Below are 25,417 nucleotides of genomic sequence, written 5' to 3'. Positions count from 1 at the left end.
TATGATCAAAACACTGGCATTATCTTATGGTGAACAATATGCGGTACAGGAAGAGGCACAGCGCAGTAAAGGGGATGGACGCAGCAGCATCCATTACCCTGCCCTGTTTCTGTTCGTAGGCGACAAGGTTGCTCCGGCCATCGGTCCGGTGCTGGATAGCTGCGAACGAAAATGGGATAACGCCGGCGGTGTTATGGCATTGCATGCTGTGTCAGGCACGAAGAGTGAGGACACAGACAGAAGTAAGAGGGGCTCTGATGCAGGAGGAAAAGACCGGGTGCTGGCCATGGCCTTGCCGGATATGGCAGGGTCAGATCCACGCACTGTGCGTCATGAACTTTACCGCAAGTTTCATGAGGATACACGTTATCTTGCTGAAATGAATAAAGTTATTCGGCGGCTGAGCAACAGTATAGCGGATTATGGACGGCTATATTCATCTTTTGACGTGATCCATCTCTCTATCATTACGCGGGTCGATGACCCGCTTAATGTATTGTTGCCAGAAATTACACTGCTGGCTCGAGCAATACTCAGCCAGTCCTTCAAGTCGGTACAGACGGATCTCTACGCTTTAATCAATGAGCGGGAGCAAGGGGATAATTTTGGATATTCCAGCTCAGTAGGGCTGGCTTTTCTGCGTGAATTGGACAGAATGCAAGCTACGGACTATACGTTTAATGCACCGCTACTTGTAACCGAGGATGGTCTGTCGATTCCAGTGAGTCATGGTCCTTCCGCTTTATTTGACCTTGTGTATCTGCTCTCCGATAAGAATGAGCGCGGCATGATGTCGGCTCACGGCATGGATGATAACTATGAGATCATCTCCCATATTAGCCTACTTAAGAATCGTGTCCGCCCGACTTCTGATCAAGCTACAGGACACGGTGGTTATAACAATATGACCTTCAAAAGCGGTATTAGAGGTAGCACAGGAAGACAAGGCTACGCCTCCGCAGGCTTTTCTGGCGTGAGAAGACCTAATGTCCAAATTGCCTTGGCCGTGCTGTATCACGCCTTCCGGCGTCTTGCAGCGGATATGCGTGAGGGTAGTCCATGGACTATGCGCGAGCGTCAATCTCTATTAGGGCTGGATCCTGATAGTTTGCGGGAGCATAGGGAGCAGCTAGTCCCAGAGAAAGACGGCCTTAGTGAAATGACGGGGCTAATGAGCCATGGACGTCCATCCTACAATGAGCTGAAGCAGTTGTCACTTCGTGAAGCTGAACAGCAGCTGTTCGGTGATGGGGGCGAAGCTTATTTCCGTAATAATTTTGTCGCAGAGTCTAACCGGAGAGTAGAAGGTATTCATCCTCTTCGTGGATGGCGCACCCTATTGGCGGCACAGGAAACAGCTACGCCAGCAGTAACATTCTATCAGCTTGCGGAGTGGACAGCTGATCGCGATGAGGGTGGCAGTGTGCTGCATGCTTTACGTCAGCATATGACTGGATTGCGTTCAGCACTTGTCTCCGCGCAGGATGAGCTTGAGGATCTTTATGCGGAAAGTGTGGAGCGCCAACCGTTCCAGCGTGTGCCGCTTTTTGACAAACGAACGGTACGCAACTTCATTCATTACTTATTCTCTGCGGTATATGGCAAAAAATATGAGCTATTATGTATGGAAAGTGAGCTTGCGCTGTGCAGTCGTTTGGAATCTGCGCTTGAGCAGCTTCACGTGGAATGTGTGGCCCGTGTGAAAGCTATGGAGACGCTCGAAGAAGAGTTACGTATTACTGTGATGGACAGCATTGGGCGAACGAACGAAACCACTGGCCAGAACGTGATGGAATACTATCGAGTTGTCACAGAAGATGTAATGAAAGAGATCGAGACCCGGCGTGGGCCAGGGATATTCTTTAGTGACAAGTACATGGGTAGCATTTCTAAGCTTTTAGAGCAAGGCAAAGAAGCGGTAGCGGAGCGTTTGATTGGCATTTGTCAGCGGGAAATATTAACGGCTGATCCGTTTGCTCTATCTTTCGAAGAAGAATTGCTGCGGCGTGCAAATGTTGCGGCTGCTTATGAGAACCGTCAGGTTCTATCCAAGGAAGAGTTGTTCAAGCGTCTGTACCATAATCTGGAGGATAGCGCGACGATCAATGTTCGTCTGTTCGAATACACGCAAGAGCATCGTCATGAGGAAAAATATTTCTTCGGAGACAGCGCATCTGAATTCCTGCGCTATGCATTTGGTGTGGATGAGACGACCCGCATTTATCGCTTAGGCTTTGTGCATGAACAGCGCAGGAGCGGAGTGGAGAAGTTAAATCTGATGGGTGGTTTCCATTTAGAAGACCTGCTCTATTACCGTAATGGTAAGGTTTATTATGAAACCTATGCTCAGAATGGCTATCAGCTTCATGGGGTGAGTGAAGAGCAGCTTCCCGAGATGCGCTGATGGCTGATGCGCCTAATGTGCTAACCTTTAATTAGAGTTCTGTTGTATTTGATACAATAGATTTAAGTAGATTTCTGGAATAGGGACATTTCTCCTTATTTCCAATGCACATTATGCAATAGAATAGAAATAGATGTTTCTTTTATTCCATTCTATTGCACAAAGTGCAATCTGGGGGATGATTACACATCCGGGCAGCCCGTTAATCGGGCTACATAACCCCCGAACAATGTTAAGGCCATAAGAGTACAATTCAGGTTTCTCCCGGAAAGGAAGTATAACGATGCAGAGAAAAATCAATCTGCTCCTGCTCTTCTTCAGTCTGATCGGCGGCGGGGTCGCCTTTCTTTTTGGCGAGTGGCTGCTAAGCTGGTACAACGATCTGCCTTCCATCTTGCTCGTTGGCATTTATTTTGCCATAGTAGCACTCGGTATCGGCATCGGTTGTCTGCTTGCAGAAATGATCTCGCCACGGCTGAACGGAGCCTCGTGGAAGCAGCGCTACCTAGGTTTATCCTGGAAGCTCCTGCCTCTGATGATTGTCCTTGCACTTGGAGTTGGAGCATTAACAGAATTCGTTTATGAGCTGAATTTTGGCGGTGCTAAACCGGTTAAAAATGTTGTAATGGCTATCGATGACTCTGGCAGTATGGCGCAGAGTGATCCTGATAACAGCCGATATTCAGCCGCTAAGGCGTTAATTGCGAGAATGGACAATGACAATCAGGTAGCGGTGGTGACATTTAATCACGAAGCTGTAGTCGTCCAGACGTTAACACCACTCTCGGATTCGCAGAATCGTGAGAAGGTGTTGACTGCCATTGATAATCTGAAACCAACTGAGGGTGGCACGAACATTAGTGGTGCGATCTCGGAAGCACTTAAGGAGATAGACAGTGACGGCAGAAAAAATCAAGGCGCTATGGTCATCTTGCTGTCGGACGGAGTGAGTAATTTCGACACCTCACGAGAATTACAGACCTATATAGATCGTGGCATTGCCGTAAATACCATTGGTCTGGGGATGCAGGATCCTGCCGGTACCCAGTTGCTGCAGGATATAGCGAAAATAACGGGCGGTCACTATTATGATGTGACAGATACGGCTCTTTTGGGTGATGTATTCCAGCAAATCTATGATCGTTTGGGAGATCGGACATTGCTTACGGTGCGTAGTGATGCTACGGCAGATAGTCCATACTATGCTGCAGTTCGTATTTTGTCGCTGATGTTAATCGGTGCTGCACTTGGACTCGGTCTTGGTATTATGTTTGATAACCGTCATTTAGCAAAAAGCTTCGGGATTGGCGGCGTAATCTCAGGGTTGTTCGCAGGGCTTATTCTGGAATTTGGACTTAGCGGGCACAATTTCACTGACGGCCTAATTCGCCTCCTTGCTGTTCTTATATTGGCTGCAATCATCTCATTATTTACAGGCGTCATTCCGGTAGGTGAAGGACGTATTTACCGTAATAGAAGAAATAATGCAGCTCCTAATCCACCGTCAGAAAGCTTTCCTGATCGACGGAGAAATCGGAATAGCAAAGGATTCTAGTAGTTGAAAGGGGTTTACAGTGATGAGGTACGCCGAGGATAATGCTTCCGCTCTGGTAATAACGGATGTGACATCTCAAGTGGATGAACGGTTCTGTACGCTGAGATGGCGCTGGCCGGACGGCGTGCAGGCGGTGTACATCCATAAGACCTCCGCAGAAGAGGCTTCTATTGGCACCGGGGATATTCCTCCGGTCGGAATGAAGCTCTACACTCGTGAGGAATACAAATCTAACAATGGATACCGTGATCGATTGGATGAGATCGGCCTAGTCTCCTATACCATATACGCTCGCCTTGCTGAGAACGGAGAGACACTGCTGGTGAGGCAAAGTGACGGTGCGAACCGTGTGGTGGTCAGTGCAGGCAAAGCCAGAATCTATTATTCCGTTCAACAAAAAAGAGGATTATTCGGAAAACAAAAGACCGTACATATGGCGATTACGGCAGAAGTTCCAGTGGCTCGAGATGTCCTCTGTTATGTTAAGAAACGGGGAGGACATCCGGCAGGGAAAGAGGATGGTATTCTCTTTCCCTTTGTACAGGATTTCGCCCCTGGACGCAATGTACTCCCGCCGATTGAGATCGGTAAGGATGATTTTGTACGCATCTTTTTCACCGACGGTCCTAAGTATGGGCTTTATTACGAGCTGGTGCCGGAGTAAGATCAGTCTATGCGTACAAGCGAGTGTTGGACAATGCCTGTCCATAGCAAGATACGCAGATACAACTTTTGGGAGGATGAGTAGATGTCTTTTTTTAGCCGTTTTATGAAAAAGAATCAGCCGGAGCCAAGGCCGCTTTTTTATGATATTGTGTGTCCGTATTGCTTCACTAAGTTCTCTCCGGAGGATGTAGTCTTTCGGGCTATGCATAGCCGAGAGGACGATGAGAATTACGCGCTGGGCGAGGATGATGCCTTGAATAAATACCGTGAGCGCTTTGGGCTCGATACGGTGGATGACATAGAAGCAATCATTAATCCGGCGGATATTCCGGAAGAATACCATCATTATACCGATCATGTGTTAACAGGGCTTACGGATCGTTATGGAGTGCTTACACGCAGACGGCTATGTCCATCCTGCCATAACGAGCTGCCTGTGACTGCAGGTAAGGTTCCAAGTAACATTATCTCGATTATCGGAGCTTCCCAAGTCGGGAAGTCGGTATATATGACCGCGCTGATTCATACCTTGCAGCATACGACAGCAGGTCATTTCGATGCCGCTTGTATGCCGCTCAACGCGGAGATTAGCCGTAAGTTCCGTACGCTCTATGAAGAACCGCTGTTTGAACGCGGGGATCTGCTAGCTTCCACACAGAAGGAGAAAATGCAGGAGCCGTTTATCTTTCAATTTGTTTTTAAGGATGAAGAAAAGCCGCCGCTGACACTTGTGTTCTTTGATGTAGCGGGTGAGGGCATGGTGGATCAGGATTATCTCGGACTACACGGTCAACATATTAAGAACTCTGCCGGTATTCTGTTTATGGTCGATCCGCTGCAAATCCGTTCGATCCGTGAGAAGATTCATATTAACATCGGTGATCGCCCGGGCGAATGGGTCTCGCAATATGACGAGCCGCGTGATGTTGTGCTGACGATGTTCGGTGATTTTATTGCCTATCAGGAAAAGAGCAAAACTGATATTCCAACAGCAGTCGTTCTTGCGAAAAGTGATATGCTGCATTCACTGAAGGATGAGGATGGCGATTACATTAAGTCCAACAGTAATGTGTTCAATAACTATGTCCATCGCAAAACATTGAATATGGATGAATTCCATAACATCGACGGAGAAATCCGCAGATTTATTGGTAAGGTGGACAGACCTTTTAAAGATACGATGGATGTGTACTTCTCGAATACGGGCTATTTTGCGGTATCTGCGTTGGGCAGTAATCCTGTGAATCAGAAGATTGAGGGTGTAGTAAGCCCGATTCGCGTAGACGAGCCGTTTATTTGGCTGCTGCATAAGCTGAAGTATATTGAGGGGAGCGACGGCCCGTGAATGTTTTCTCAGGGTCTAAGATCGCCCAACAAATGTATACCCGCGAACGCCGCGGATTATTTCGTTCCACTGAAGGTTTTGATACAGTAGCGAAATCGGACAGTCTGGACAATAATTTTATCAAAAAAACACTGCATCCCTTCTGTCTCTACGATGCTCCAGCAGAGCTGGCCGCGCGTGGGGAGAAGGATGAGTCTCTATATCCTAGTGCGCTGCACCTGTTCCATGCAGAGAATGGCGACACGGTTCTTGGGACGAGTCGTTATCAAGCGACGGATTTTACGGGCCAGCGGAGCGCCTTTTTTGCACATAACTTTGTAGTTCCAGCCTCACGTTCAGAGGAGATTATTCAGAGCTACGGCGACTTTCTGCATGCTGATTTCGCAAAAAGTTATGAAGGAGAGCTGGGCGGAACCTTGCCGGAGCTGTCTGCTATTCCAGTTATACGTACGGATCGCCGACCTGATCCTATAGCGGGATTACGCTTGCTAGGGATTGATGAAGGGATATTTAAGGCATTGCTGCAAGCGGTGATGCTCTCTGTGGCAGGTAAGAAAAAAATCTATATCGCTCTAAATGTACCTATCACGGAGCTGTCCGCACGTGCGGTGGAGCTTACAGAGATTTTATATAGCGTGCTGCCGTATGAATTCCGCCGTAGATTAGGCGTGATTACGTATGCGAATGAACCGCAAAGCCGTAAATATATTCATCTTAGCTTTGTGGAAAAAGGCTCGCTCCGTCCCGGTGATCGCAGCATCGAGAAGGACTTCACATTCGATTTGGTTTCGGGTCGGATGGGGAATGTAGATTTTGGCGAGTCCCGTCAGCCGTATGCTGATCTGGTTTGGAAGCTTTTACTTCTGAATCCAGGGGATCTCGACGATTTCGTAAGTTTTGCTGATCAGATCCTTCGCGGAGAAAGTCCTGAGCATAAACTATCGCTCGCTCTCTATAATGAGTTAGCCGTATTTTATGAGATTGAGCAGGGGAATGAGCACTTATATACAGAGAACAAGAGCGCGGTGCTGAGTGGTTTACTCTCTTATCTTAAAGCGGAGGGGGCGATTCATTCCAGAATCCGACTGAATGATATTTTCTTGGAGCGGTTCGACCGAGAATTTGATTTAGTCCGGCAAAGGAATGTCCCGGATCCTGCAATTATGGAGTGCTTTAAGGATTATTTTGTGCTCAAGGATCATAATTACAAAGTCAGAATTGTTGATTATTTCATTAATGGTATGCTTCATAGCGTGGAAGCGGGACGCAAAGATGTTCTCAATGCAGCTTACGGTATCATTGAGAGTAATGATGAGCTAAGCGCTGCTTTTTTTCAACGGGTAATGTCTGAAGCGTATTTCCGTAAGCAGTTATTAGAACCTTATATGGAATCAAGACTAGTTGCTGCATCTAAATCTGTGGACATTCTGAATTTTGTACTCCATTGGGGCCGTTTTCTGCCGGCTGCGTTAGAGCAACCTTTTGCTCAGGATGCAGTAAGGGATTACTTGCTAGAAAAGCTACAACTGGAGACTGATCCGGTTGCTGCGGTGGCGGAAATTCATGGCACTGTAGATAAAGCGGAGAAAGATCGACGTAGAGGGACAGGCGTATCTCCTAAAGTACTCTCGCTCATGCAGGATCTGGCAGCATCTGCAGACAGATTCTTGCTGAACCGGCTATCCCTTACTGAAATGACGCAGGAGGACTTACTGGAGGTTGTTTTCTTACGTTATGGCAATGTCGTGGATTGGCAGCCGCCACTAGATAGAATTAGCAAGCAGAAAGAAAATGCGCTCCGCGCTGCTTATCGCTGGTTTGGTGAAGAGAAACCGAATGAAGAGATTTTTGCAGGCTTATCTCCAAAGGAACTGGACGATGTACAGCTGCTCGGTCGCCGTTTACTGAAGGAAGCCCGAGTGCTAGAGCCTTTTGAACGTCTGCCTCTAGCTTTCTACTACACCAGTCAGCGCGAGGGTGGTCCACTGGATTATGACGCACTCTTGGAATTAGTAAAGCATAAAGCCGGTACCGATAAGGATGTTATCTATCGATTCTTTGCATGGTCTCAAGGAAACTCTTTATTTACGATATCGAATAAAAAGCTTTATCCGGGCTACCGCCGGGCGATTCTGAAGTATTTCCAGAGCAGTGACCGCGAAGCCTTCAAGAATCGTGAGTTCCGTAAAAGCTATGTTGCTACAGCACGCCCTGCTCTTCAAAATGTGTACAATGAAGCTCGCTCCCAGCTCGCTTCCCCGCTGGCGCGCTGGATCAGCCGCAGTCGATTTCGACTCCTGATCTCCGGTTCCATCACGGGCATTCTGGTGATTATCGCAATTATCGTATTCAGTATGCTGCGTCCGGATGATCCAAAGACGGCTCTGCCGGGGACAAGCCCTGAGCCGACACCCGTTCAGAGTGCAGGCAATGAGCTGCCTCCGGCTTCAGTATACTTGAAGGATCAGAGCGTCGAAGGAGATAAGGGGAGCAGCATATTGGTGTTCACGTTTGCCAAAGCTGATGATTGTGTGCAATTTAATCCGCCGGAGATTAGTCTGATGACTTCTTCCAATGTGGTGGATAAGAGCTTTAAAGTCGCTGCTAGCCATGGAACTTGTCCAGTTCCGTCAGCGGATGCAACAGGCACTACTTCTGAACCGGCTGAAGGTGCGGACGCTGCTAACGCAGGAGCCGATGCCACACCGTCTCCAACGCCTTCATCTGATGCGGAGAATAACACAGTTGATCCATCCGCGACAGCTGTCACAGAAGGGGTACAGCCATCCTATCAGGTGGAGGTTACCTTAGAACCGGGAGCGACCATCGTAGAGAAAAGTATGATCAAGGCGGGAAGATTTACATTGATTGTAGATCCCGCTCCAAAGGATACACTGGGTGTTAACGCAAGTGCTGAACCTTCTCCAACTGCAAGTCCGGAAGGAACAGCTGAATAAAGGAATTTCTGAACAGCAGAACAATACCGAAAGGTTGGTTCTGCTGTTCTTTTTTTTTGTTACTCATACAAAGCTTTTCTATAGACATGCTATGTATTAATAGATATGATTATGAAAATAAGGTTATACCGCCCTTTCTAGGGGCGGTCTTTATGTTGTGCGCTCTTATTTTATGTAGTATCCATTCCTTTATAGAAAGAGGTTGAACAATGAAGAAAATAGTCACCTCCAAGTTTTTTGTACTTGGACTGGCCATATTCATGGTCATTTCAATTTTAGGAACATCCCTTGCTCCGGCAGGAACCATCTTCGCAGAGGCGGGTGTTAGCACCGGACTAGATGAATCTAGCGATGCAGCTGCTCAGGCAGAGCGGATTAATGTTGCGGATGCGACCTATACAGCTGCAGAATTTATTCTAAAGGGTGGCGTGCAGTCGGATTGGCAAGCGATTGGGCTGGCTCAAGCGGGATACAAACTGCCAGCAGGTTACCGTCTAGCTCTTGAGAAAAAGGTGAAAGATGCAGAGGGGAATTTCGCGAACGTAACGGATTATGCGAGAATTGTACTCGCAGTAAGAGCGGTAGGTGCTGATCCTACCAACTTTGCTGGAAGCGGAACAACACCTGGCTATAACTTTATAGAGAAGATCTATAATCATGACAAAATCAGTGGACAGACACTTAATAATCCAGTATATGCTTTGCTCGCACTGGACTCTGGTAAATATAACATTCCATATAACGCGAAATGGACAGCGGATAAGCTCATTGCTGAGATTCTCTCCAAGCAAAATCAAGATGGCGGCTTTGCCTTAACGACAGGCGCTAGTGAGCCAGATATGACAGCGATAGCTTTGACCGCTCTAGCGGCACATAAGCGTAATCCAGAAGCTTACACAGCAGGGCTACAAGCCGTATCTTGGCTCTCTAATGCTCAGGATAGTCATGGAGGTTACGGAGATAGTGCTGAGAGTGCTGCACAAGCTATTCTAGGTCTCACATCCTTCGGTGTAGATCCAAGTGGATTAGAATATACCAAGAATAAAGTGAATCTGATCGGTAACCTGCTGAGCTACCGTCTAGCTGACGGAAGCTTCGCTCATAGCCGTGGCGGAAGCAGTAATATTCTAGCTACTGAGCAAGGCCTTCAGGCGCTTGTAGCCTACAATCTACTCTATAAAGGCAGTAACAGTAAGTTATACGATTTTTCTAAGTCATCCGTTCAGAATGCCTTAATCTATGCACCTGTTACTGTAGAGGGTCCTAAGAGTACTTTAGCACAAGGATATGGATATGCTAGCAACGTGCTTGGTGCATTAGAGAAATTGGCTCTTCAGACGAATTTGCCGATCACGAATCCTTCCGGTGCATATGTCACAGGAATTGGAAACATTCCGGCCGGAAGCTACGGCGGCTATGACGGATGGATGTATGCCGTATCCCGTAACGGTCAATGGATCAACCCTGATGTTGGAATGAGTGATTTTGCGCTTAAAGATTCAGATCAGGTCTTGGTTTATTATGCTGGAGATGATACTAAACTTGTAGATTCGGTAACGGTGTCCAAAGCAAGCCTTAAAGAGGGCGATTCTTTTACTGTAGTAGTGACTAGTAAGACATGGAAATGGGATGCTGTAACGAATACATCCTCCCCGGTAACTGCCAAAGCATCTGGCGTTCAGGTCCAAATTGGAAATCGCATCGTAACAACAAATGCTAAAGGCGAGGCGTTATTCTCAGGGAATGTTCCAGCAGGTGATTACAAGCTGACTGTAACAGGCTATCGTGAAGGAAAAGCGCCATCGATAGCTAAATATACTCAAGATCTAAAGGTAATTCCTAAGAATGTAACGGCTTCACTTACCGTTGAGGGTCCGCAAGGACTGATCGGTGAGGGGACTTTAAAGGCTTCCAATGCGCTTGAAGCTTTGCAGCAATTGGGGTTATCCAATGATTTTAAAGTAGATATCACGAAATCGTCGTATGGTAATTTTGTATCGGGCATTCATGGAGTTACTCAAGGCCTCTATGATGGCTGGTGGAGCTTCGTAGTATGGCGTAGCGGTGAATGGATCTATCCAAGTGTGGGTATGGACGCTTTTGAATTACAGGAATCCGACCGTGTTCTTGTATATTATGCCGGAGAAACCACACAGGTTGTTGATACTGCGGTTGTATCCTCTGCACAGCCGAAGCCGGGTGAAGCTTTCACAGTAACAGTTTCTCAGAAAAAATGGGTGTGGAATAAGGATACCTTTACTTCCGATCCAGTGACTTCTCCAGCCGCTGGCGTGCAGGTCTTGATCGGTGATCAGAAGGCGATCACAAATGCTAAGGGTGTAGCTGCATTTGACCAAGGTCTACCAGCGAATACCTATACGATCATTGTTACCGGATATGTTAAAGATAGAGTGCCTAGTGTGGCGCGTTATACTCAGTCACTAAACATTGCTTCAGATGTTATTGCTCCTGTTAAAGCTACGGCTACCATTTCAGTCGTAGGGGATAACAAGAAGGGTACGATTCTGAACAGTACAACAGTATCGCTAAAAGAAGGTGAAACGGCTTATAGCTTATTGATTAGTCAATTGGGCGATAAGGTAGTATCATCCGGAAACGCTGGAAGTAAATACGTGAAATCTATAGATGGTTTGTCCGAATTTGATGGCGGACCTAGCAGTGGATGGAAGTATAAGACGAATAGAGATGCTGATCCAAGTATCAGCGCGGACAGCTACATTTTAGAGAACGGTGATATATTATATTGGTACTATTCATCGGGTGAATAAGTACGATTGATTATTCGTTAGGCGGACACTACGATTCGGAGTATTAGCGGATCGAGTGTCCGTTTTTGTTTTCGTTCGTTGCATTATTTGACAATAGAAACTTTTTTTCGACATTTTATTCATGATTTTATTTAAAAATCATCACACTATTCGCCTTTCTTACCGATAAAAATAGATAGTTAGTAAGATCATGTGAAGGCGGAGTGCAGATGAAGAATATGAAAGTGAAATTCAAAATTGGGATTCTATTGGTATTTTCTGTAGTCATGTTGAACATTGTGGGGGTAACTGGCTTTATCACCATGGACAAAATGGCTCAAAAAACAACAGAGACGTATAATGAAAACTTGTTGCCTGTTTCTTACGTGGGACAAATGCGTACAAACAATCGGGCCATTGAAGCTTTTCTCTTGGAGCGCTTGATGAGCGTTGATGTAAACAAGAACAAACAACTGAAAGAGAGCATTACGGAGAAAGTTCAGGAAAATAATAATCTTTTGAACAAGTTGAAGACCGTCCAGTACAATGATAGTGCGGTAGTGAATAAAATAAAGGAATATGAGTCCTCCTTAACAGACTATCGTGCACAAAGAGATAGTATTATTCAGGTTGCGGATAGCAAAGGTAGTCAAGAGGCCTTTCAAGTATTCACAGGTGAGTTTAGTAATTCTCGTGAGAAAATGATCAATATGCTTAAAGGAATAAGCGATTCGCTGCTAAAGGGAGCTGGAGATCATAATTCAGAGTCTACGGCTACCGCTAAGAGCATGAAGACTAAAAGTATAGTGCTGATATCGTTCTCTTGGATCATTTGTATCGTGCTTAGTGTTGCAATCATTCGACTGATTACGAAACCTCTTAAGGAACTGCAAGGTTTAATGAAGCGGGCGGAAAATGGGGATTTAACCGTCACAGCAACATATACCGCTAAGGATGAAATCGGCCAAATTAATAGCTCATTTAACAATATGCTGGAGAGCTTACGGAAGATGATGCAAGGCATTGCGGAGAGTGCAGAATTGTTATCAGCCTCATCGCAAGAGATGAGCGCTAGTGCTGAGCAGACCTCGCTGGCTTCGCAAATGATCGCCGAAGCTTCTGGAGAGATTGCAGCGGGGTTTGATGAACAGACGGAAAGTATTAATCGTACCTCTCAGTCTATACAAGCTATGACCAATAATATTTCGGCCGTAGAAAGTAGCAGTTTTGAAATGTCCGACCTTATGGGAGTCGCTTCTGGTTCAACAGATCAAGGGGTAATCGCCGTAGATAACATCATTGAACAGATGAAGGAAATCGACTCCGGCGTAACTCAGAGCCAAGAGATTATTAGTAACCTTGGGCAGCTGTCTCAGGATATAAATACAATTATTACTACGATTAACGGAATTGCAACACAGACGAACCTGCTGGCGCTTAATGCTTCTATTGAAGCAGCGAGAGCTGGAGAACATGGACGCGGCTTTGCTGTAGTTGCCGGAGAAATTCGGGGTCTTGCAGAAGCGACACGAAACAGTTCACTGAAAGTAACGGATATTATTACGCATATTCAAAAGCAAACTGAAAGAGCAGTAGAATCAATGGCTTTCGGCTCCGAGCTAGTCTCTCACGGCGTAGCTCAAAGTCAGCTCGTATCTCAAGCGTTTCATGAGATTCAAAGTTCTATTAAAGAAGCTACGCTGCAGACGGAAGAGATTAGAGAGGCAGTTGCACATGTCTCCTTAGAGTCACAAGGTGTAGCGGCAGCAATGGAACAGGTCAATGCAATATCCAATAAAGGGGCAGTGGGTGTTCAGGACACCAGCGCAGCTAGTCAGCAGCAACTGTCTGCTATGGAGGAAATGTCCGCATCAGCTCAGTATTTAGCGGTGCTGGCGGAAGATCTGCAGAAGACTTTAGCGCGATTTAAATTATAACGCGAAATGAAAAAAAGGACGTCCCAGAGCCATTTAGGCTTTGGAGACGTCCTTTTGTGTGTTATTGAATGGAGTTAAGCATACCAGCCCCATACGAAGATGAAGAGCGTACCAAAGATCGTAACTAAGCCAACGAATAAGGCATAGGCGATATTGAGGTAGAGTTCTTTCTTGGTATCAGCTGATTCTCCAATATGCATGAACAGGAAGAGCTGCAGGGAAGCCTGAATGAGCGCTGTAATAAGCAGGATAGCCATGTTCGCACTATTAGATAGATCAAGGTAGATTACAGCAAGTGCAGCCACAGAAAGGACAAGAGAGGCTAAGAAACCCATCACATGGCGAATTGGAAACAGTTGCTTCATCATGCTACATCAGTCCTTTCAGATAGACGAAGCTGAAAATAAAGATCCAGACAACGTCCAAGAAATGCCAGTACAGCGAGAAGATAAAGGATTTATTGGCCGTAGCCGGAGTAATACCTTGACGCTTCAACTGGATTAAGATAGCCGCACCCCACAGGAACCCGAACGATACGTGAGCTCCGTGTGTTCCCAGCAGTACAAAGAGACTGGATAGGAATCCGCTGGTTTGAAGTGTAGCCCCTTCGTGAACATAAGTGACAAACTCCATGATTTCAATACCAAGGAAGCCGAGACCCATGAGTAGGGTTAGTCCGAAAAAGACCATCATAGCTTTCTGATAACCATGCCGCATAGCATGAACTGCAAGACCGATCGTAAATGAGCTTGTCAACAGCAGTAATGTTTCGATCATCACGGGACCAATTTCAAAAAGGTCCGGCCCGCTAGGGCCGCTGGCAAAACGGTCAACCATTACAAAGTAAACAGTGAACAACGTAGCGAACAGTGCAATCTCTGCTCCTAGAAAGACCCAGAAGCCAAAGATTTTATTACTATTCTCTTCTGTTGAGTATTCAAGCGGCTTAGACGCATCTATTTTCATATTGTCTCACCCCGCAATTTCTTTTCAGTAGCAATAACTTCTTCTGCAGGGATGTAGAATCCATGATCCCGATCGAAGGACATAGCAGCTAGAACGATGAGGATACCTACTCCAGAGAGAATGGCTGGAATCCAGAGACTGAATACCAGAGAGAATCCTGCAATGAAGAAGATAACACCCAGAATAAATGGTTTGCCTGAATTGCTAGGCATATGAATCTTAGTAATCTTGTCTTCGTATAGAGGTACGTTGTCTTGTTTAGAGAACCAGTAGGCATCGCGTGTTTTTACGGTTGGAACCACTGCGAAGTTGTAAGCTGGAATCGGACTTTTCGTTGCCCACTCCAGTGTACGTGCATCCCATGGATCTCCATTTGTATCTCTTGGTTCATAACGTGTACTCCAGTAGATGTTATACACCAGAATTACAAATCCGACTGTAAGACCTATCGCCCCTATGAACGAGACCATACTGAGCGGACCAAATCCGGTATCCGCAGAATAAGTGTATTGTCGACGTGTCATTCCCTTAAGTCCGAGAAGGAACAGTGGGAAGAACGATACGTTAAAGGAAATAATAATCCACCAGAAGGCATGTTTACCAAGACGTTCGTTCAAACGGAAGCCGAATACTTTAGGGAACCAGTAGTGGAAACCTGCGATAACGGCGAATACAGCACCTGGAATGAGAACGTAGTGGAAATGTGCTACCAGGAACATTGTATTATGGTACTGATAATCGGCGCTGGCCATGGCCAGCATGACACCTGTTACCCCACCAATCGTAAAGATCGGGATAAACGCGAGCGAATATAGCATCGGCGTCGTAAATGATATTCGCCCTTTTCGTAAGGTGAATAGCCAGTTGAATATTTTCACACCTGTTGGAACGGCAATGGCCATTGTAGTAATCGAGAAGAAACTGTTAACCATAGCGCCTTGACCCATTGTATAGAAATGGTGAGCCCATACTAAGAAGGACAAGAGGGAGATGATCAACATACTAAAGACCATGGATGTATATCCATACAGGTTCTTTTTGGAGAAGGTGGCGATAATTTCACTATAAATACCGAAGGCGGGTAGTACAACGATATATACTTCTGGATGTCCCCATACCCAGAAAAGGTTGGCCCATAACATATCCATACCGCCGTTGGCCATCGTGAAGAATTGAGAGCCGAATAACCGGTCGAACATCATCAAAGCGAGCGCAACCGTAAGCACTGGGAAAGCGAATACGATAATTACGTTCGTGATTAGAACGGACCATGTAAACATTGGCATTTTCATCAGCTTCATACCAGGAGCACGCATCTTCAGAATCGTTACAATAAAGTTAACGCCTGTGAGGAGTGTACCGATACCCGATATTTGTAGCGCGAGCGAGTAGTAGTTGTTACCCACCGTTGGGCTGAACTCTATACTTGCTAGTGGGAAGTATGCAGACCAACCAGCATCTGGTGATCCCCCGATAACAAACGAAATGTTAAGCAGCATTGCTCCGAAGAAGAAGAGCCAGAAGCTGACAGCGTTAAGACGTGGGAAGGCAACGTCTCTGGCACCGATTTGTAGCGGTACGATAACGTTCATCAGACCGATAATAAACGGCATGGCCATAAAGAGGATCATGATCAAGCCGTGTGTTGTAAATACCTCGTTGTAATGCTGTGCGTCAAGAAATTTCATGTCTGGGGCTGCGGTTTGCAACTTCATCATAATAGCGTCAACGCCGCCGCGGAAAAGCATTAGTAGCGCAGCAAGGATATACATAACCCCGATACGTTTGTGGTCAACGGTAGTTAACCATTCGCGCCATAAATATCCCCATTTTTTAAAATAGGTTAGGCCGACGATAATCCCGATTGTTGCTAAAACAATACTTGCCATAGCCCCGTAAATCAGGGGTTCGCCATGGACCTTAAATTTATCCCAATCCATTAGGAAACGCTCCTTTCAAGTTGCTCAATTAACATGGACTAATGTCCTTCATGTGTAGTGCTCTGTTCATCCAGTTCTGGATTAGGTTCGCTGTTAAATTCTGTCTCGCTAGATGGTGCAGGAGACGGATGAATTTCTTTATTATCCTGATGTTCCATAGTTCCATTATCCATATCCATTTCTTTACCATTATTACTCATATGGTCGCCATGTTCTCCCGGAGGAGGGCTAAAGGATAAGTGAGTGTTGGTGTATGTTTTGCGTCCGACATATTCCATTTTCAAAAGATTTTTGAATTCGTCTTCAGTTAATGGACCTGCTGTTTCTTTAACATCTTTTACCCATTCTTGATAGTCCTTATCAGTCATCGCAAGGGCTTCGAACTCCATGTGGGCAAAACCCTTACCATTAAAGTTCGCATTTCTTCCGGTATAAGAACCTACAGTATCCGCTGAAAGATGCAGAGTGGTAAGCATGTCACTCATCGCATATTTCTGTCCTCCCAATTGAGGGATCCAGAGACTTGAGATCGTACCGAAAGAGTACAATCTGAACTCGACAGCGCGGTGAACTGGAATGTTCACGTAGTTTACGGTTTCAATACCTTCCTCAGGATAGCTGAAATGCCATTTCCAGTTGGAGGAGGAAGCGTAGATTACAAGCGGTTTCTGATCTTTATAATCCGCTGCAACGTTTTCTACATCTACTGTCGTTTTGACAGTGACCACGGAGAGGAATGCCACGATAATAATCGGGATTGTAATCCAGATGGCCTCCAACCATTTGTTTCCTTCCTCGTGAGGAGGAATATAATCTTCATTACTTTTCTTAGCGCGGTACTTCAAAAGTACAAAGACATATAAGATGTAGACAACTGCTAGAACACCGAGCATCATAACAATGGAGAGGATGATCGTGTCAGACAGAGTTCTCGCAGCCGGCCCCTTCGGATTCAGAACAGCGATTGAACTGCATCCTGGCAAGAGTAAAATTAGGCTGAGAAATAAAGCGTATAACGGTCCCTTTTTGTTCATGCTTAAGCTCCTTCCTTCAATACTTCTATTAATTAACCCTCATCATTACCTTCATATATAGTAAGAACTAATGAGAAAGAAAGCAAAAGACTTATTTTTCCATATAATCCATAATAGACCTTAATAATGGCGATCAAGTTAAATATGTGTGATCAATTTGTTACAAGTTCCTAATGATATGATAAAGATCACTGTAGCCACGCTGTTTAATGGTTATTTATTTCTGTTCAAACTTTGTTCAATAATTTACTAAAGTTGCTAATTTGGACACATCTATTTTGTGCAAAAGGATTGGAATTTAACCATTTTTTGTTGGTGTGACAGGATTTGGCCGAAATCCGTATTTGACGAATTTTGTCGAAATATCTGCAAGTCTTAAAAAGGGTAACAAATTATTCTGTATTAAGTTACAATCTCTCAAATTTCTATCTATTAATCTATGATAATGTTATAGGTAAATATACGAGATGGGAGATTTTTTGAGATGTTTAAAAAGAAAGTGTGGCTATTATTTGTAGTATTATTCGTATGTACGGGTTTGGTGCGAGAGATAGATACAGTGAATGCAGCGGGTGCAGCAGGATCCCTGAAATTAGGGGTAAACGATAAATTAACTAAAATTGATGCAGTGTCGATAAAGGATACATATTATGTTTCACTGCGTGATTTGTCCCTAGAACTGAATCTGAATCTTACCCTTCAGGGTGTTGGCATTCATGTTCAAGGGAACAACGGTTCCATCGAACTGCTGAATGATCATGCAACAGCTCTTCTCCCTAATGGAAAGACTATTCCGCTGAAAACATTTGTGGAAAATGGTAGAACGATGGTTCCTGTGAAGATGACCTCTCATCTTGGATTTTCAATTTCGTTTAAGCCAGCTCAATCTTTATTAAGAGTGTATAATTCCGGGGCTAAATTAGACGATGCTGCATTCGTGAATCAACATAAAAAGGCTTTGCAACAAAATGTACCTACAGGGACGACAGGCACAAAGGGGAAAGTTGTATATCTTAGCTTTGATGATGGCCCATCCGCTACAACCTCTCAACTACTTGATATCTTGGCGAAGTATGATGCGAAGGCAACCTTCTTCATGTTAGGAAATAACATGAACGCACACGCGTCTCAAGTGAAACGCTTAGTGAAAGATGGACATGCACCTGCTTTGCACGGCATGACACATGTGAAAGATAAATTTTATGCTTCTCCAGCTTCTGCGTTGAAAGAGATGAATGACGATAATGCAATTCTGAAGAAGATTACAGGTCAAAGTACAACACTGATTCGTACACCTTATGGTAGTAAACCTTATTTAACAAAAGCTTATAGAGATAAGATACTAACTCAAGGGTACCATCTGTGGGATTGGAACGTTGACTCTGAGGATTGGAGATATAAGAACGATAGTAATTCCATCTATAATACGGTTATGAGAGAAGTTCATAGTCTGAAGAAGAGCAGCCCGGTGATTCTAATGCATGATCAAAAGGCTACACTTAAAGTTCTTCCACGCATCCTAGCGGCGCTGAAGAAAGAAGGCTATGCGTTTCATATTATTACTTCAGATATGGAGCCTAACAATTTTTGGAACGATAAGCGCTAAATCTGATAGTGAAATTAAATCATTCATATTGTTGAGACGGCAGATTTGATCTGTCGTCTTTTTTTTGTTGTCTGAAATCTTTGTAGATTTGACACATGTGGGCTTCTCTAATCTATCGACGTAGTTAATTTGTCATGTTATCATGATACTCTGATAACGTATTAGCGAACTAAAGCACACAGCACTGTGTCAACGATGGGGGATAAAAGAGATGAAGAAAAATGCACTTTTAGTTTTATTTATGATCATGGTTATTGCAGCTTTATCAGGCTGTTCGTCTTCTGGGAGTAAGGATGGAAAGCTGTTGATCGGGATTGATGATAAGTTCGCTCCGATGGGCTTTAGAGATGAGAACAATGAAATTGTTGGGTTTGATATCGACTATGCCGGAGCTGCAGCTGAGAAAATGGGCAAAGAAATCACTTTTCAGCCTATTGACTGGTCAGCTAAGGAGTCAGAACTGAATAGCGGGCGCATTGATATGATTTGGAATGGTTATACCATCACAGATGAACGTAAGGAAAAGGTGTTATTCACTAAGCCCTATCTTGAGAATAGTCAGGTTGTAGTCGTATTAGCGGATTCCTCTATTTCAAAGCTTGAGGATTTGGCTGGTAAAGAGGTAGGACTTCAAAGTCTGTCTTCCGCTGCCGATGCATTAAATGCTAATCCGATTAAAGACCAAATTGCTAATCTGTCGGAATTTCCGGATAATGTGCTAGCGCTCACAGATTTGAAGACTAAGCGCCTGGACGGTGTAGTCATTGATGAAGTGGTAGCCAGATATTATATGTCAAAAGAGCCTAATACCTTTAAGCTACTAGATGAATCGCTTGCTCCTGAGCAGTACGGTATTGGAATTAAGAAAGGCAATGAGGCACTACTGGAAGAACTTCAAAAGGCTTTGGATGAAATGAACAACGACGGAACGGCTGAGAAGATCTCCACGAAGTGGTTTGGTGAGAATAAGGTATTAAAATAGAAGGTCAATATACAGAGTTTATTGGAGAAATGAAAATGGATTATATAATACAAATTTCCGGGCCGATGTTAGAAGGCGCGCGTACAACTATTTTATTGTTTCTTATTGTTATTTTGGTGTCGATTCCGCTCGGGTTCCTAGTCACTTTGATGGCGAAGAGTGTGATCAAGCCCGTGGCTTGGATTGCACATACCTATATCTATGTCATGCGGGGAACACCACTTTTACTACAATTGTTATTTTTTTGCTTTGGTTTACCACAGATTCCGGTGATCGGGGAATATCTGGTCATGGACCGCTTCGTTGCAGCGAGTCTTGGATTTATTCTTAACTATGGAGCCTATTTCGCGGAGATCTTCCGTGGGGGTATGCTCTCCATTGATAAAGGGCAGCATGAAGCAGCCAAAGTACTCGGACTGAGTAAATGGCAAACGCTGCGCAAGGTAATTCTAGCTCAAATGTTTAGGGTAGCTTTGCCAGCCGTGGCCAATGAATCGATTTCCTTGGTCAAAGATACGGCTCTGCTGTATGCCGTTGCTGTACCTGAGCTACTGAACTATGCCAAAACAGCAGTAAATCGAGACTTTACTGTAACCCCCTTTGTAGTGGCGGGAGTGATTTACTTACTGATGACGCTGGTGCTCACTTTATTCTTCAAAGCACTGGAGAAACGTTTTAAATTCGAGTAGAGGGACTGTCTGAATATGAGTAACATGATAGAAGTAAGTGATTTACAGAAATCCTTCGGCAAATTGGATGTGTTGAAGAAGGTTAGTTTCAATATCCAGGCGGGAGAAGCCGTCGCTGTTATCGGGCCTTCAGGTTCAGGTAAGAGTACGATGCTGCGTAGTCTAGTACAACTAGAGGAAATTACGGGTGGAAGCATCTTCATCCAAGGCAAGCCGCTCGTGGAGAATGGAAAATACACTAGTGGAGCAAGTATTCGTGAGATCACGGCGTCCATGGGAATGGTGTTTCAACACTTTAACCTATTTCCACATTTAACGGTGCGGGGCAATCTAGAGCTAGCTCCAAGGATGTTGAAACGGGAGAGCGTGAAGGAGATTACGGCTAGAAGTGAGAACTTACTTTCTAAGGTAGGACTTGCTGAAAAAGCGGATGTGTATCCTGCAAAGCTGTCGGGTGGACAAAAGCAACGGGTTGCTATTGCGAGAGCATTAATGCTCAACCCTGATATTCTATTGTTCGATGAACCTACTTCCGCACTTGATCCTGAACTCACGGGCGAGGTACTACGCGTCATCCGTCAACTTGCTGAGGAGAATATGACGATGATTGTTGTCACTCATGAGATGAACTTTGCTCGTGATGTGGCTGATCGTGTGATTTTCATGGACAACGGTGAGATTACGGAGTCTGGAACACCAGAGCAGATTTTTGATCATCCACAGCAGGAGCGCACTCGAATTTTTCTGAATCAAGAGACGAGAGTATGAATACCGCCTCAGGCTAATAAAGTGTCTATTCATGAGAAAAAGTCCCCACAGTGTTTTTATAACTGTGGGGGTTTTTGCGTTGACATAAAGATTAAACTGTATTAATAATAGTAGTACAGTTAATACACATCATCATGAACTAAGGGAAGACAGTGAAAGGAGGATGGTTATGTTCGAATTGGACGTTCGCAGTCGCAAGCCGATTTATGAGCAGCTGACCGATAAGGTCAAGGAGATGATTTTACATGGTATTTTGCAGACTGATGAACAACTGCCTTCGGTAAGGACATTATCCCAGCAGCTAACCGTGAATCCCAATACGATTCAGAAGGCTTACCGTGAATTGGAACGTGAGGGGTATATCTATTCACTGCAGGGGAAAGGGAGTTTTGTAGCCCCAATGAAAAAAGAACAGAATGAGATTAAAAAAGCCGAAGTACGTGCTGAGTTGCTTAGACTGATGGCGGAAGCGGTATACCTTGGGTTCACCGCAGCTGAGATTAGTTCATTGTATGAGCAAGTGGAGAAGCAGAGAGAAGGAGGGAAAAGTGATGATTGAGATTCGAGGCGTCAGTAAGTTATTTCAAGGGGAGAAGGCAGTAGACGATATCTCTTTAACGGTACGTAAAGGGACGATTTATGGGCTACTCGGCTCTAATGGCGCGGGTAAAACTACGCTGCTGAAGACCTTGGCGGGCATTTTCTCTCCAGATAAAGGGACCGTGAAGGTGGAGGGTGAAGCGGTATTCGAACATCCGACGACTAAGCAACGGGTTATTTTTATGCCGGATTCTCCTTACTTTTTTCCGCAATCCACCATGCTGCAAATGGCAGCCTTCTATCGCTCGATCTATCCGAGCTGGAATCAGAAGCGTTTTGATGATTTGGGGACCGTCTTTCAGCTCGATAAGAAGCGCAAGCTTAGTCGTTTCTCCAAAGGGATGCAGCGGCAAGCGTCATTCTGGTTATGTTTAAGCTGTATGCCGGATGTGCTTATTATGGATGAGCCGATTGACGGGTTAGATCCGGTAATGCGACGCCAGATCAAAAACCTGCTATTTCAGGAGGTTGCTGAACGCGAGCTGACGGTAATCATTTCTTCACATAATCTTCGTGAGATCGAAGATCTGTGTGATCATGTTGGAATTATGCATGGTGGGAAGATGCTGATTGAGAAGGATCTGGATGATCTTAAGGCGGATACACATAAGATTCAAGTGGCCTTCCGGGATGAACGGCATGAAATTCCGTTAGCAGCGAAGCTGCAAATATTACATCAAGAACGCCGGGGGAGCGTGAACCTGTACATAGTAAAAGGGGATCGTGAGCGAATTAAAGCGACTTTTCAAGTGTACGAGCCATACGTATTCGATTTGCTTCCATTAACGTTAGAAGAGATCTTTATTTATGAAATGGGGGATGTCGGATATGACGCGCAGCCGATACTACTTTAATAGCAGTATTATTCGCCAGAATTTCCGCCAGCATGGCTGGATAGGGATTATATATGCAGTTGGCCTAATGTTCGCACTTCCATTGCAGCTGTTTATGAGTATCGATCCAAATGCAAAACCGCAGGAAATCGATCATTTATTCCGCATCTCTGGTAATGTGCAAGCATTGTTCATTATTACGATCCCTGTTGCTGCTGGACTCTTTTTATTCCGATACCTTCAGGCAAAATCTCCATCAGATCTATGGCATAGCCTGCCTTTACGCAGAGAGCATTTATTTACGGCTCATCTGACAAGTGGACTTACCTTACTGTTGGTGCCGGTTTGGTTAACTGCAGGGGTGGTTGCGGTTGTTAAGCGATGGAGTGGTAATTTTTATATTTTTCAGGGCGCAGATATTTGGCAATGGTGTATCACAGTTAGTATTCTGACTTTGTTCCTCTTCTGCTTTAGTGTTTTTGTGGGAATATGCACGGGCCAATCTATTCTTCAGGGAATTATCATTTATATTTTGCTTATTCTTCCTGTTGTACTGATCTCATTAATCAATAGCCACTTAGTCATGTATCTTTATGGTTATGCAAATGCAAATGTAAACTTCCGTGATTCTAGTTTGCAGATGTGGTCTCCGTTTGTTCATATCGTGTATTATTTTACCGGCAAACCATTCACCAATACAGAATTATGGATTTATGGGGTATTGGCACTTCTATTTATTGGGTTGTCCTATCTATTATACCGTAAACGTAATACGGAAAAAGCGGGTCAGGCTATTGCTTTTGGATATTTCAACCCGCTGTTTAAAGCAGGGTTTATGTTATGTACTATGCTTATTTCCGGGAATTATTTTGCGCAAATGAAGCAACAGCAAATGGGCTGGGTGATTAGTGGTTATGCCATCGGAGCCATTATCGGTTATGTTGCAGCGGAAATGATTATTCGGAAAACATGGCAGATTATGACGCGTAAAGTGTTAGCAGAGTTTGCGGTTTATGCAGTAATGCTGGGGTTACTTCTGTATATCCCGATATCAAGTGTTACCGGGTATGAAGCTAGAGTACCATCCGGTGATAAGATTAGTGGTGTGTATATGGGATCTAACTACCGTTGGTATACCCCCACGGATGATTTGCACACTACTACACCCTATATGGGGCAGGACCCTTTTTCTGATGATAAAGATTATATAGAAGCTGTCCGTAAACTTCATCAAGCGGTAATTTCGGTACGTCCAGAACATACCTCACAACAATACGCTTATGAATATTTTACCATCGCCTATCAATTGGAGAACGGTCACAAGCTAGTGAGGGAATACTGGATCCCTAATAAGGGGTTTGAATCAGAGCTCAAGGCGGTTAAGGATACCGAAGCTTACAAGTATGAAAAGTATAATTTAGCTCTCTTAGACAAAGACCTGGATTATATGTGGGTTACTAACAGGAATAAAAAAGTAGCCATCTCTGATCCTCAGGAAATTTCAGAGCTAAAAGAGATTATCAAACGCGAAATTTCGAATATGTCCTACGAAGTACAGATAGATAAGGACGGAAAACCTGATGTGGCTAATATCCAAGTAGAGGTAAAGGTAAAAGAGAACAGTAATCAAATTTCTACAGATTATGGTTATTATTTTCCGTGGAAGTCTTCTTTCCATGAGCTTGAAAAGTGGATGAACGAAAAAGGCTATGCCGATAAAATACGAATAACCGCTGAAGATATCCAATCGGCAGAGATTGTAAAAGACGACTTTTTGGATAAGCAAACACCTAAGAATCCTACGAGTCCTGAACAAAGAGTAGTGCTTGCACGTGAAAAGAATCGTACAGTTGTTACGAAGGATAAGGCACTATTAACGGATATTTTAGATCATCGTTTCAATTATGGAGTCGAGAATGGCAACTACATTGTGAAGCTGCTGTATAAGGAGGGTTATAGTGATTTCGTTATGTTAAAAGCGTCCGATATGACGGCTGAATTGAAGGTATTGCTGAAATAAGCTGAGAATAAGGTAAGTAAAAGATTACAGAAAAAGACTACTGGTTGACAGAAACTGGATAGTTGGATTATGCTTTTGGAGATAGGTTAAGGATGAAATGGTACTGAATAAAATATAATTTGACTTGGGGGTAAGGACAGATGAATAACAATATGAATAATCAGCCATCGTATAATGCTTATCCATATTTGCGTCCATCTGTTACCTTGGCTTACAGGTCAGCCTTAGAATCAGTGTATTCATTTCCGGTGAATCAACAACGCTATATTAACCGGTAAGGAGTTCTGTATTTAGGTGAAGCCCGGCCATGGACGATGGAGTCCATGGTCTTTTTTGCATATTTAGAA

18 protein-coding genes are annotated in these 25,417 nt (G+C 44.5%); 14 read left to right on the top strand and 4 right to left on the bottom strand.

What is annotated here, in order from left to right:
• Position 1 precedes the first annotated feature (1 nt).
• The 7 genes from NSQ29_RS22960 to NSQ29_RS22930 all read left to right on the top strand — a co-directional run bounded on the left by NSQ29_RS22960 (position 2) and on the right by NSQ29_RS22930 (position 13,632).
• Positions 2–2,404 carry a transcription initiation factor TFIID gene (locus tag NSQ29_RS22960; protein WP_341126163.1) on the top strand — a complete coding sequence of 801 codons (2,403 nt, stop codon included), beginning with the start codon at positions 2–4 and terminating at the stop codon, positions 2,402–2,404.
• 283 nt (positions 2,405–2,687) lie between these two features.
• Complete coding sequence (locus NSQ29_RS22955) at positions 2,688–3,959, top strand: vWA domain-containing protein (protein WP_341126162.1); 1,272 nt, start codon at positions 2,688–2,690, stop codon at positions 3,957–3,959.
• Between the two features lie 22 nt (positions 3,960–3,981).
• Positions 3,982–4,623 (top strand): hypothetical protein, encoded by a 642-nt coding sequence (locus tag NSQ29_RS22950; protein WP_042185104.1) that lies wholly within the window; start codon positions 3,982–3,984, stop codon positions 4,621–4,623.
• A gap of 84 nt (positions 4,624–4,707) precedes the next feature.
• Entirely contained in the window at positions 4,708–5,970 is a 1,263-nt protein-coding gene (locus NSQ29_RS22945) for a TRAFAC clade GTPase domain-containing protein (RefSeq protein WP_042124368.1), read from the top strand.
• Complete coding sequence (locus NSQ29_RS22940; RefSeq protein WP_341126161.1) at positions 5,967–8,927, top strand: GAP1-N2 domain-containing protein; 2,961 nt, start codon at positions 5,967–5,969, stop codon at positions 8,925–8,927. The genes NSQ29_RS22945 and NSQ29_RS22940 overlap by 4 nt, the downstream gene beginning before the upstream one ends.
• Before the next feature lie 209 nt (positions 8,928–9,136).
• Positions 9,137–11,716, top strand: a complete 2,580-nt coding sequence (locus NSQ29_RS22935; protein ID WP_341126160.1) for a DUF4430 domain-containing protein — start codon at positions 9,137–9,139, stop codon at positions 11,714–11,716.
• 209 nt (positions 11,717–11,925) lie between these two features.
• Complete coding sequence (locus NSQ29_RS22930; protein WP_340974243.1) at positions 11,926–13,632, top strand: methyl-accepting chemotaxis protein; 1,707 nt, start codon at positions 11,926–11,928, stop codon at positions 13,630–13,632.
• A gap of 74 nt (positions 13,633–13,706) precedes the next feature.
• On the opposite strand, the gene qoxD is transcribed toward NSQ29_RS22930, so the two are convergent.
• Genes qoxD through qoxA form a run of 4 tightly spaced genes read right to left on the bottom strand, consistent with a single transcriptional unit; the run spans position 13,707 to position 17,572 of the window.
• The gene (gene qoxD, locus NSQ29_RS22925) at positions 13,707–14,000 is read right to left on the bottom strand and encodes a cytochrome aa3 quinol oxidase subunit IV (protein WP_179085737.1); all 294 of its coding nucleotides are present in this window, start codon (positions 13,998–14,000) and stop codon (positions 13,707–13,709) included.
• A gap of 1 nt (position 14,001) precedes the next feature.
• Positions 14,002–14,598, bottom strand: coding sequence for a cytochrome aa3 quinol oxidase subunit III (gene qoxC / locus NSQ29_RS22920; RefSeq protein ID WP_076283869.1), 597 nt, complete (start codon positions 14,596–14,598; stop codon positions 14,002–14,004).
• Positions 14,595–16,538 (bottom strand): cytochrome aa3 quinol oxidase subunit I, encoded by a 1,944-nt coding sequence (gene qoxB / locus NSQ29_RS22915; protein ID WP_042185110.1) that lies wholly within the window; start codon positions 16,536–16,538, stop codon positions 14,595–14,597. The genes qoxC and qoxB overlap by 4 nt, the downstream gene beginning before the upstream one ends.
• Before the next feature lie 38 nt (positions 16,539–16,576).
• Positions 16,577–17,572, bottom strand: a complete 996-nt coding sequence (gene qoxA / locus NSQ29_RS22910; RefSeq protein WP_076283870.1) for a cytochrome aa3 quinol oxidase subunit II — start codon at positions 17,570–17,572, stop codon at positions 16,577–16,579.
• A gap of 484 nt (positions 17,573–18,056) precedes the next feature.
• Here qoxA and NSQ29_RS22905 point away from each other — a divergent pair, with 484 nt between their 5' ends.
• The 7 genes from NSQ29_RS22905 to NSQ29_RS22875 all read left to right on the top strand — a co-directional run bounded on the left by NSQ29_RS22905 (position 18,057) and on the right by NSQ29_RS22875 (position 25,070).
• Positions 18,057–19,178 (top strand): polysaccharide deacetylase, encoded by a 1,122-nt coding sequence (locus NSQ29_RS22905; RefSeq protein WP_076283871.1) that lies wholly within the window; start codon positions 18,057–18,059, stop codon positions 19,176–19,178.
• Between the two features lie 211 nt (positions 19,179–19,389).
• Positions 19,390–20,160: an amino acid ABC transporter substrate-binding protein gene (locus tag NSQ29_RS22900; protein ID WP_341126159.1), complete on the top strand. Its 771-nt coding sequence runs from the start codon at positions 19,390–19,392 to the stop codon at positions 20,158–20,160.
• A 29-nt stretch (positions 20,161–20,189) separates the two neighbouring features.
• Positions 20,190–20,849 carry an amino acid ABC transporter permease gene (locus tag NSQ29_RS22895; RefSeq protein ID WP_042185116.1) on the top strand — a complete coding sequence of 220 codons (660 nt, stop codon included), beginning with the start codon at positions 20,190–20,192 and terminating at the stop codon, positions 20,847–20,849.
• A gap of 15 nt (positions 20,850–20,864) precedes the next feature.
• On the top strand, positions 20,865–21,617 hold the full coding sequence (locus NSQ29_RS22890; protein ID WP_445739172.1) for an amino acid ABC transporter ATP-binding protein: 753 nt from the start codon (positions 20,865–20,867) through the stop codon (positions 21,615–21,617).
• A gap of 169 nt (positions 21,618–21,786) precedes the next feature.
• On the top strand, positions 21,787–22,176 hold the full coding sequence (locus tag NSQ29_RS22885; protein ID WP_076283874.1) for a GntR family transcriptional regulator: 390 nt from the start codon (positions 21,787–21,789) through the stop codon (positions 22,174–22,176).
• Entirely contained in the window at positions 22,169–23,071 is a 903-nt protein-coding gene (locus NSQ29_RS22880) for an ABC transporter ATP-binding protein (protein WP_076299122.1), read from the top strand. The genes NSQ29_RS22885 and NSQ29_RS22880 overlap by 8 nt, the downstream gene beginning before the upstream one ends.
• A complete protein-coding gene (locus NSQ29_RS22875; protein ID WP_341126158.1) occupies positions 23,046–25,070 on the top strand; it encodes a hypothetical protein in 2,025 nt (674 codons plus the stop codon). The genes NSQ29_RS22880 and NSQ29_RS22875 overlap by 26 nt, the downstream gene beginning before the upstream one ends.
• The last annotated feature ends 347 nt before the right edge of the window (positions 25,071–25,417 follow it).

The organism is Paenibacillus sp. FSL F4-0236 (assembly GCF_038000135.1).
Lineage (GTDB): Bacteria > Bacillota > Bacilli > Paenibacillales > Paenibacillaceae > Paenibacillus_AQ.
Note: the sequence above shows the minus strand (reverse complement) of the source record. Positions and strands in the feature narration are given on the sequence as shown.

Bases quoted from the DNA above. Each gene is read 5' to 3' on its own strand.
- NSQ29_RS22960 (WP_341126163.1), top strand. From the start codon at position 2: ATGATCAAAACACTGGCATTATCTTATGGTGAACAATATGCGGTACAG.
- NSQ29_RS22955 (WP_341126162.1), top strand. From the start codon at position 2,688: ATGCAGAGAAAAATCAATCTGCTCCTGCTCTTCTTCAGTCTGATCGGC.
- NSQ29_RS22950 (WP_042185104.1), top strand. From the start codon at position 3,982: ATGAGGTACGCCGAGGATAATGCTTCCGCTCTGGTAATAACGGATGTG.
- NSQ29_RS22945 (WP_042124368.1), top strand. From the start codon at position 4,708: ATGTCTTTTTTTAGCCGTTTTATGAAAAAGAATCAGCCGGAGCCAAGG.
- NSQ29_RS22935 (WP_341126160.1), top strand. From the start codon at position 9,137: ATGAAGAAAATAGTCACCTCCAAGTTTTTTGTACTTGGACTGGCCATA.
- NSQ29_RS22930 (WP_340974243.1), top strand. From the start codon at position 11,926: ATGAAGAATATGAAAGTGAAATTCAAAATTGGGATTCTATTGGTATTT.
- qoxD (WP_179085737.1), bottom strand. From the start codon at position 14,000: ATGATGAAGCAACTGTTTCCAATTCGCCATGTGATGGGTTTCTTAGCC.
- qoxC (WP_076283869.1), bottom strand. From the start codon at position 14,598: ATGAAAATAGATGCGTCTAAGCCGCTTGAATACTCAACAGAAGAGAAT.
- qoxB (WP_042185110.1), bottom strand. From the start codon at position 16,538: ATGGATTGGGATAAATTTAAGGTCCATGGCGAACCCCTGATTTACGGG.
- qoxA (WP_076283870.1), bottom strand. From the start codon at position 17,572: ATGAACAAAAAGGGACCGTTATACGCTTTATTTCTCAGCCTAATTTTA.
- NSQ29_RS22905 (WP_076283871.1), top strand. From the start codon at position 18,057: ATGTTTAAAAAGAAAGTGTGGCTATTATTTGTAGTATTATTCGTATGT.
- NSQ29_RS22900 (WP_341126159.1), top strand. From the start codon at position 19,390: ATGAAGAAAAATGCACTTTTAGTTTTATTTATGATCATGGTTATTGCA.
- NSQ29_RS22895 (WP_042185116.1), top strand. From the start codon at position 20,190: ATGAAAATGGATTATATAATACAAATTTCCGGGCCGATGTTAGAAGGC.
- NSQ29_RS22890 (WP_445739172.1), top strand. From the start codon at position 20,865: ATGAGTAACATGATAGAAGTAAGTGATTTACAGAAATCCTTCGGCAAA.
- NSQ29_RS22885 (WP_076283874.1), top strand. From the start codon at position 21,787: ATGTTCGAATTGGACGTTCGCAGTCGCAAGCCGATTTATGAGCAGCTG.
- NSQ29_RS22880 (WP_076299122.1), top strand. From the start codon at position 22,169: ATGATTGAGATTCGAGGCGTCAGTAAGTTATTTCAAGGGGAGAAGGCA.
- NSQ29_RS22875 (WP_341126158.1), top strand. From the start codon at position 23,046: ATGACGCGCAGCCGATACTACTTTAATAGCAGTATTATTCGCCAGAAT.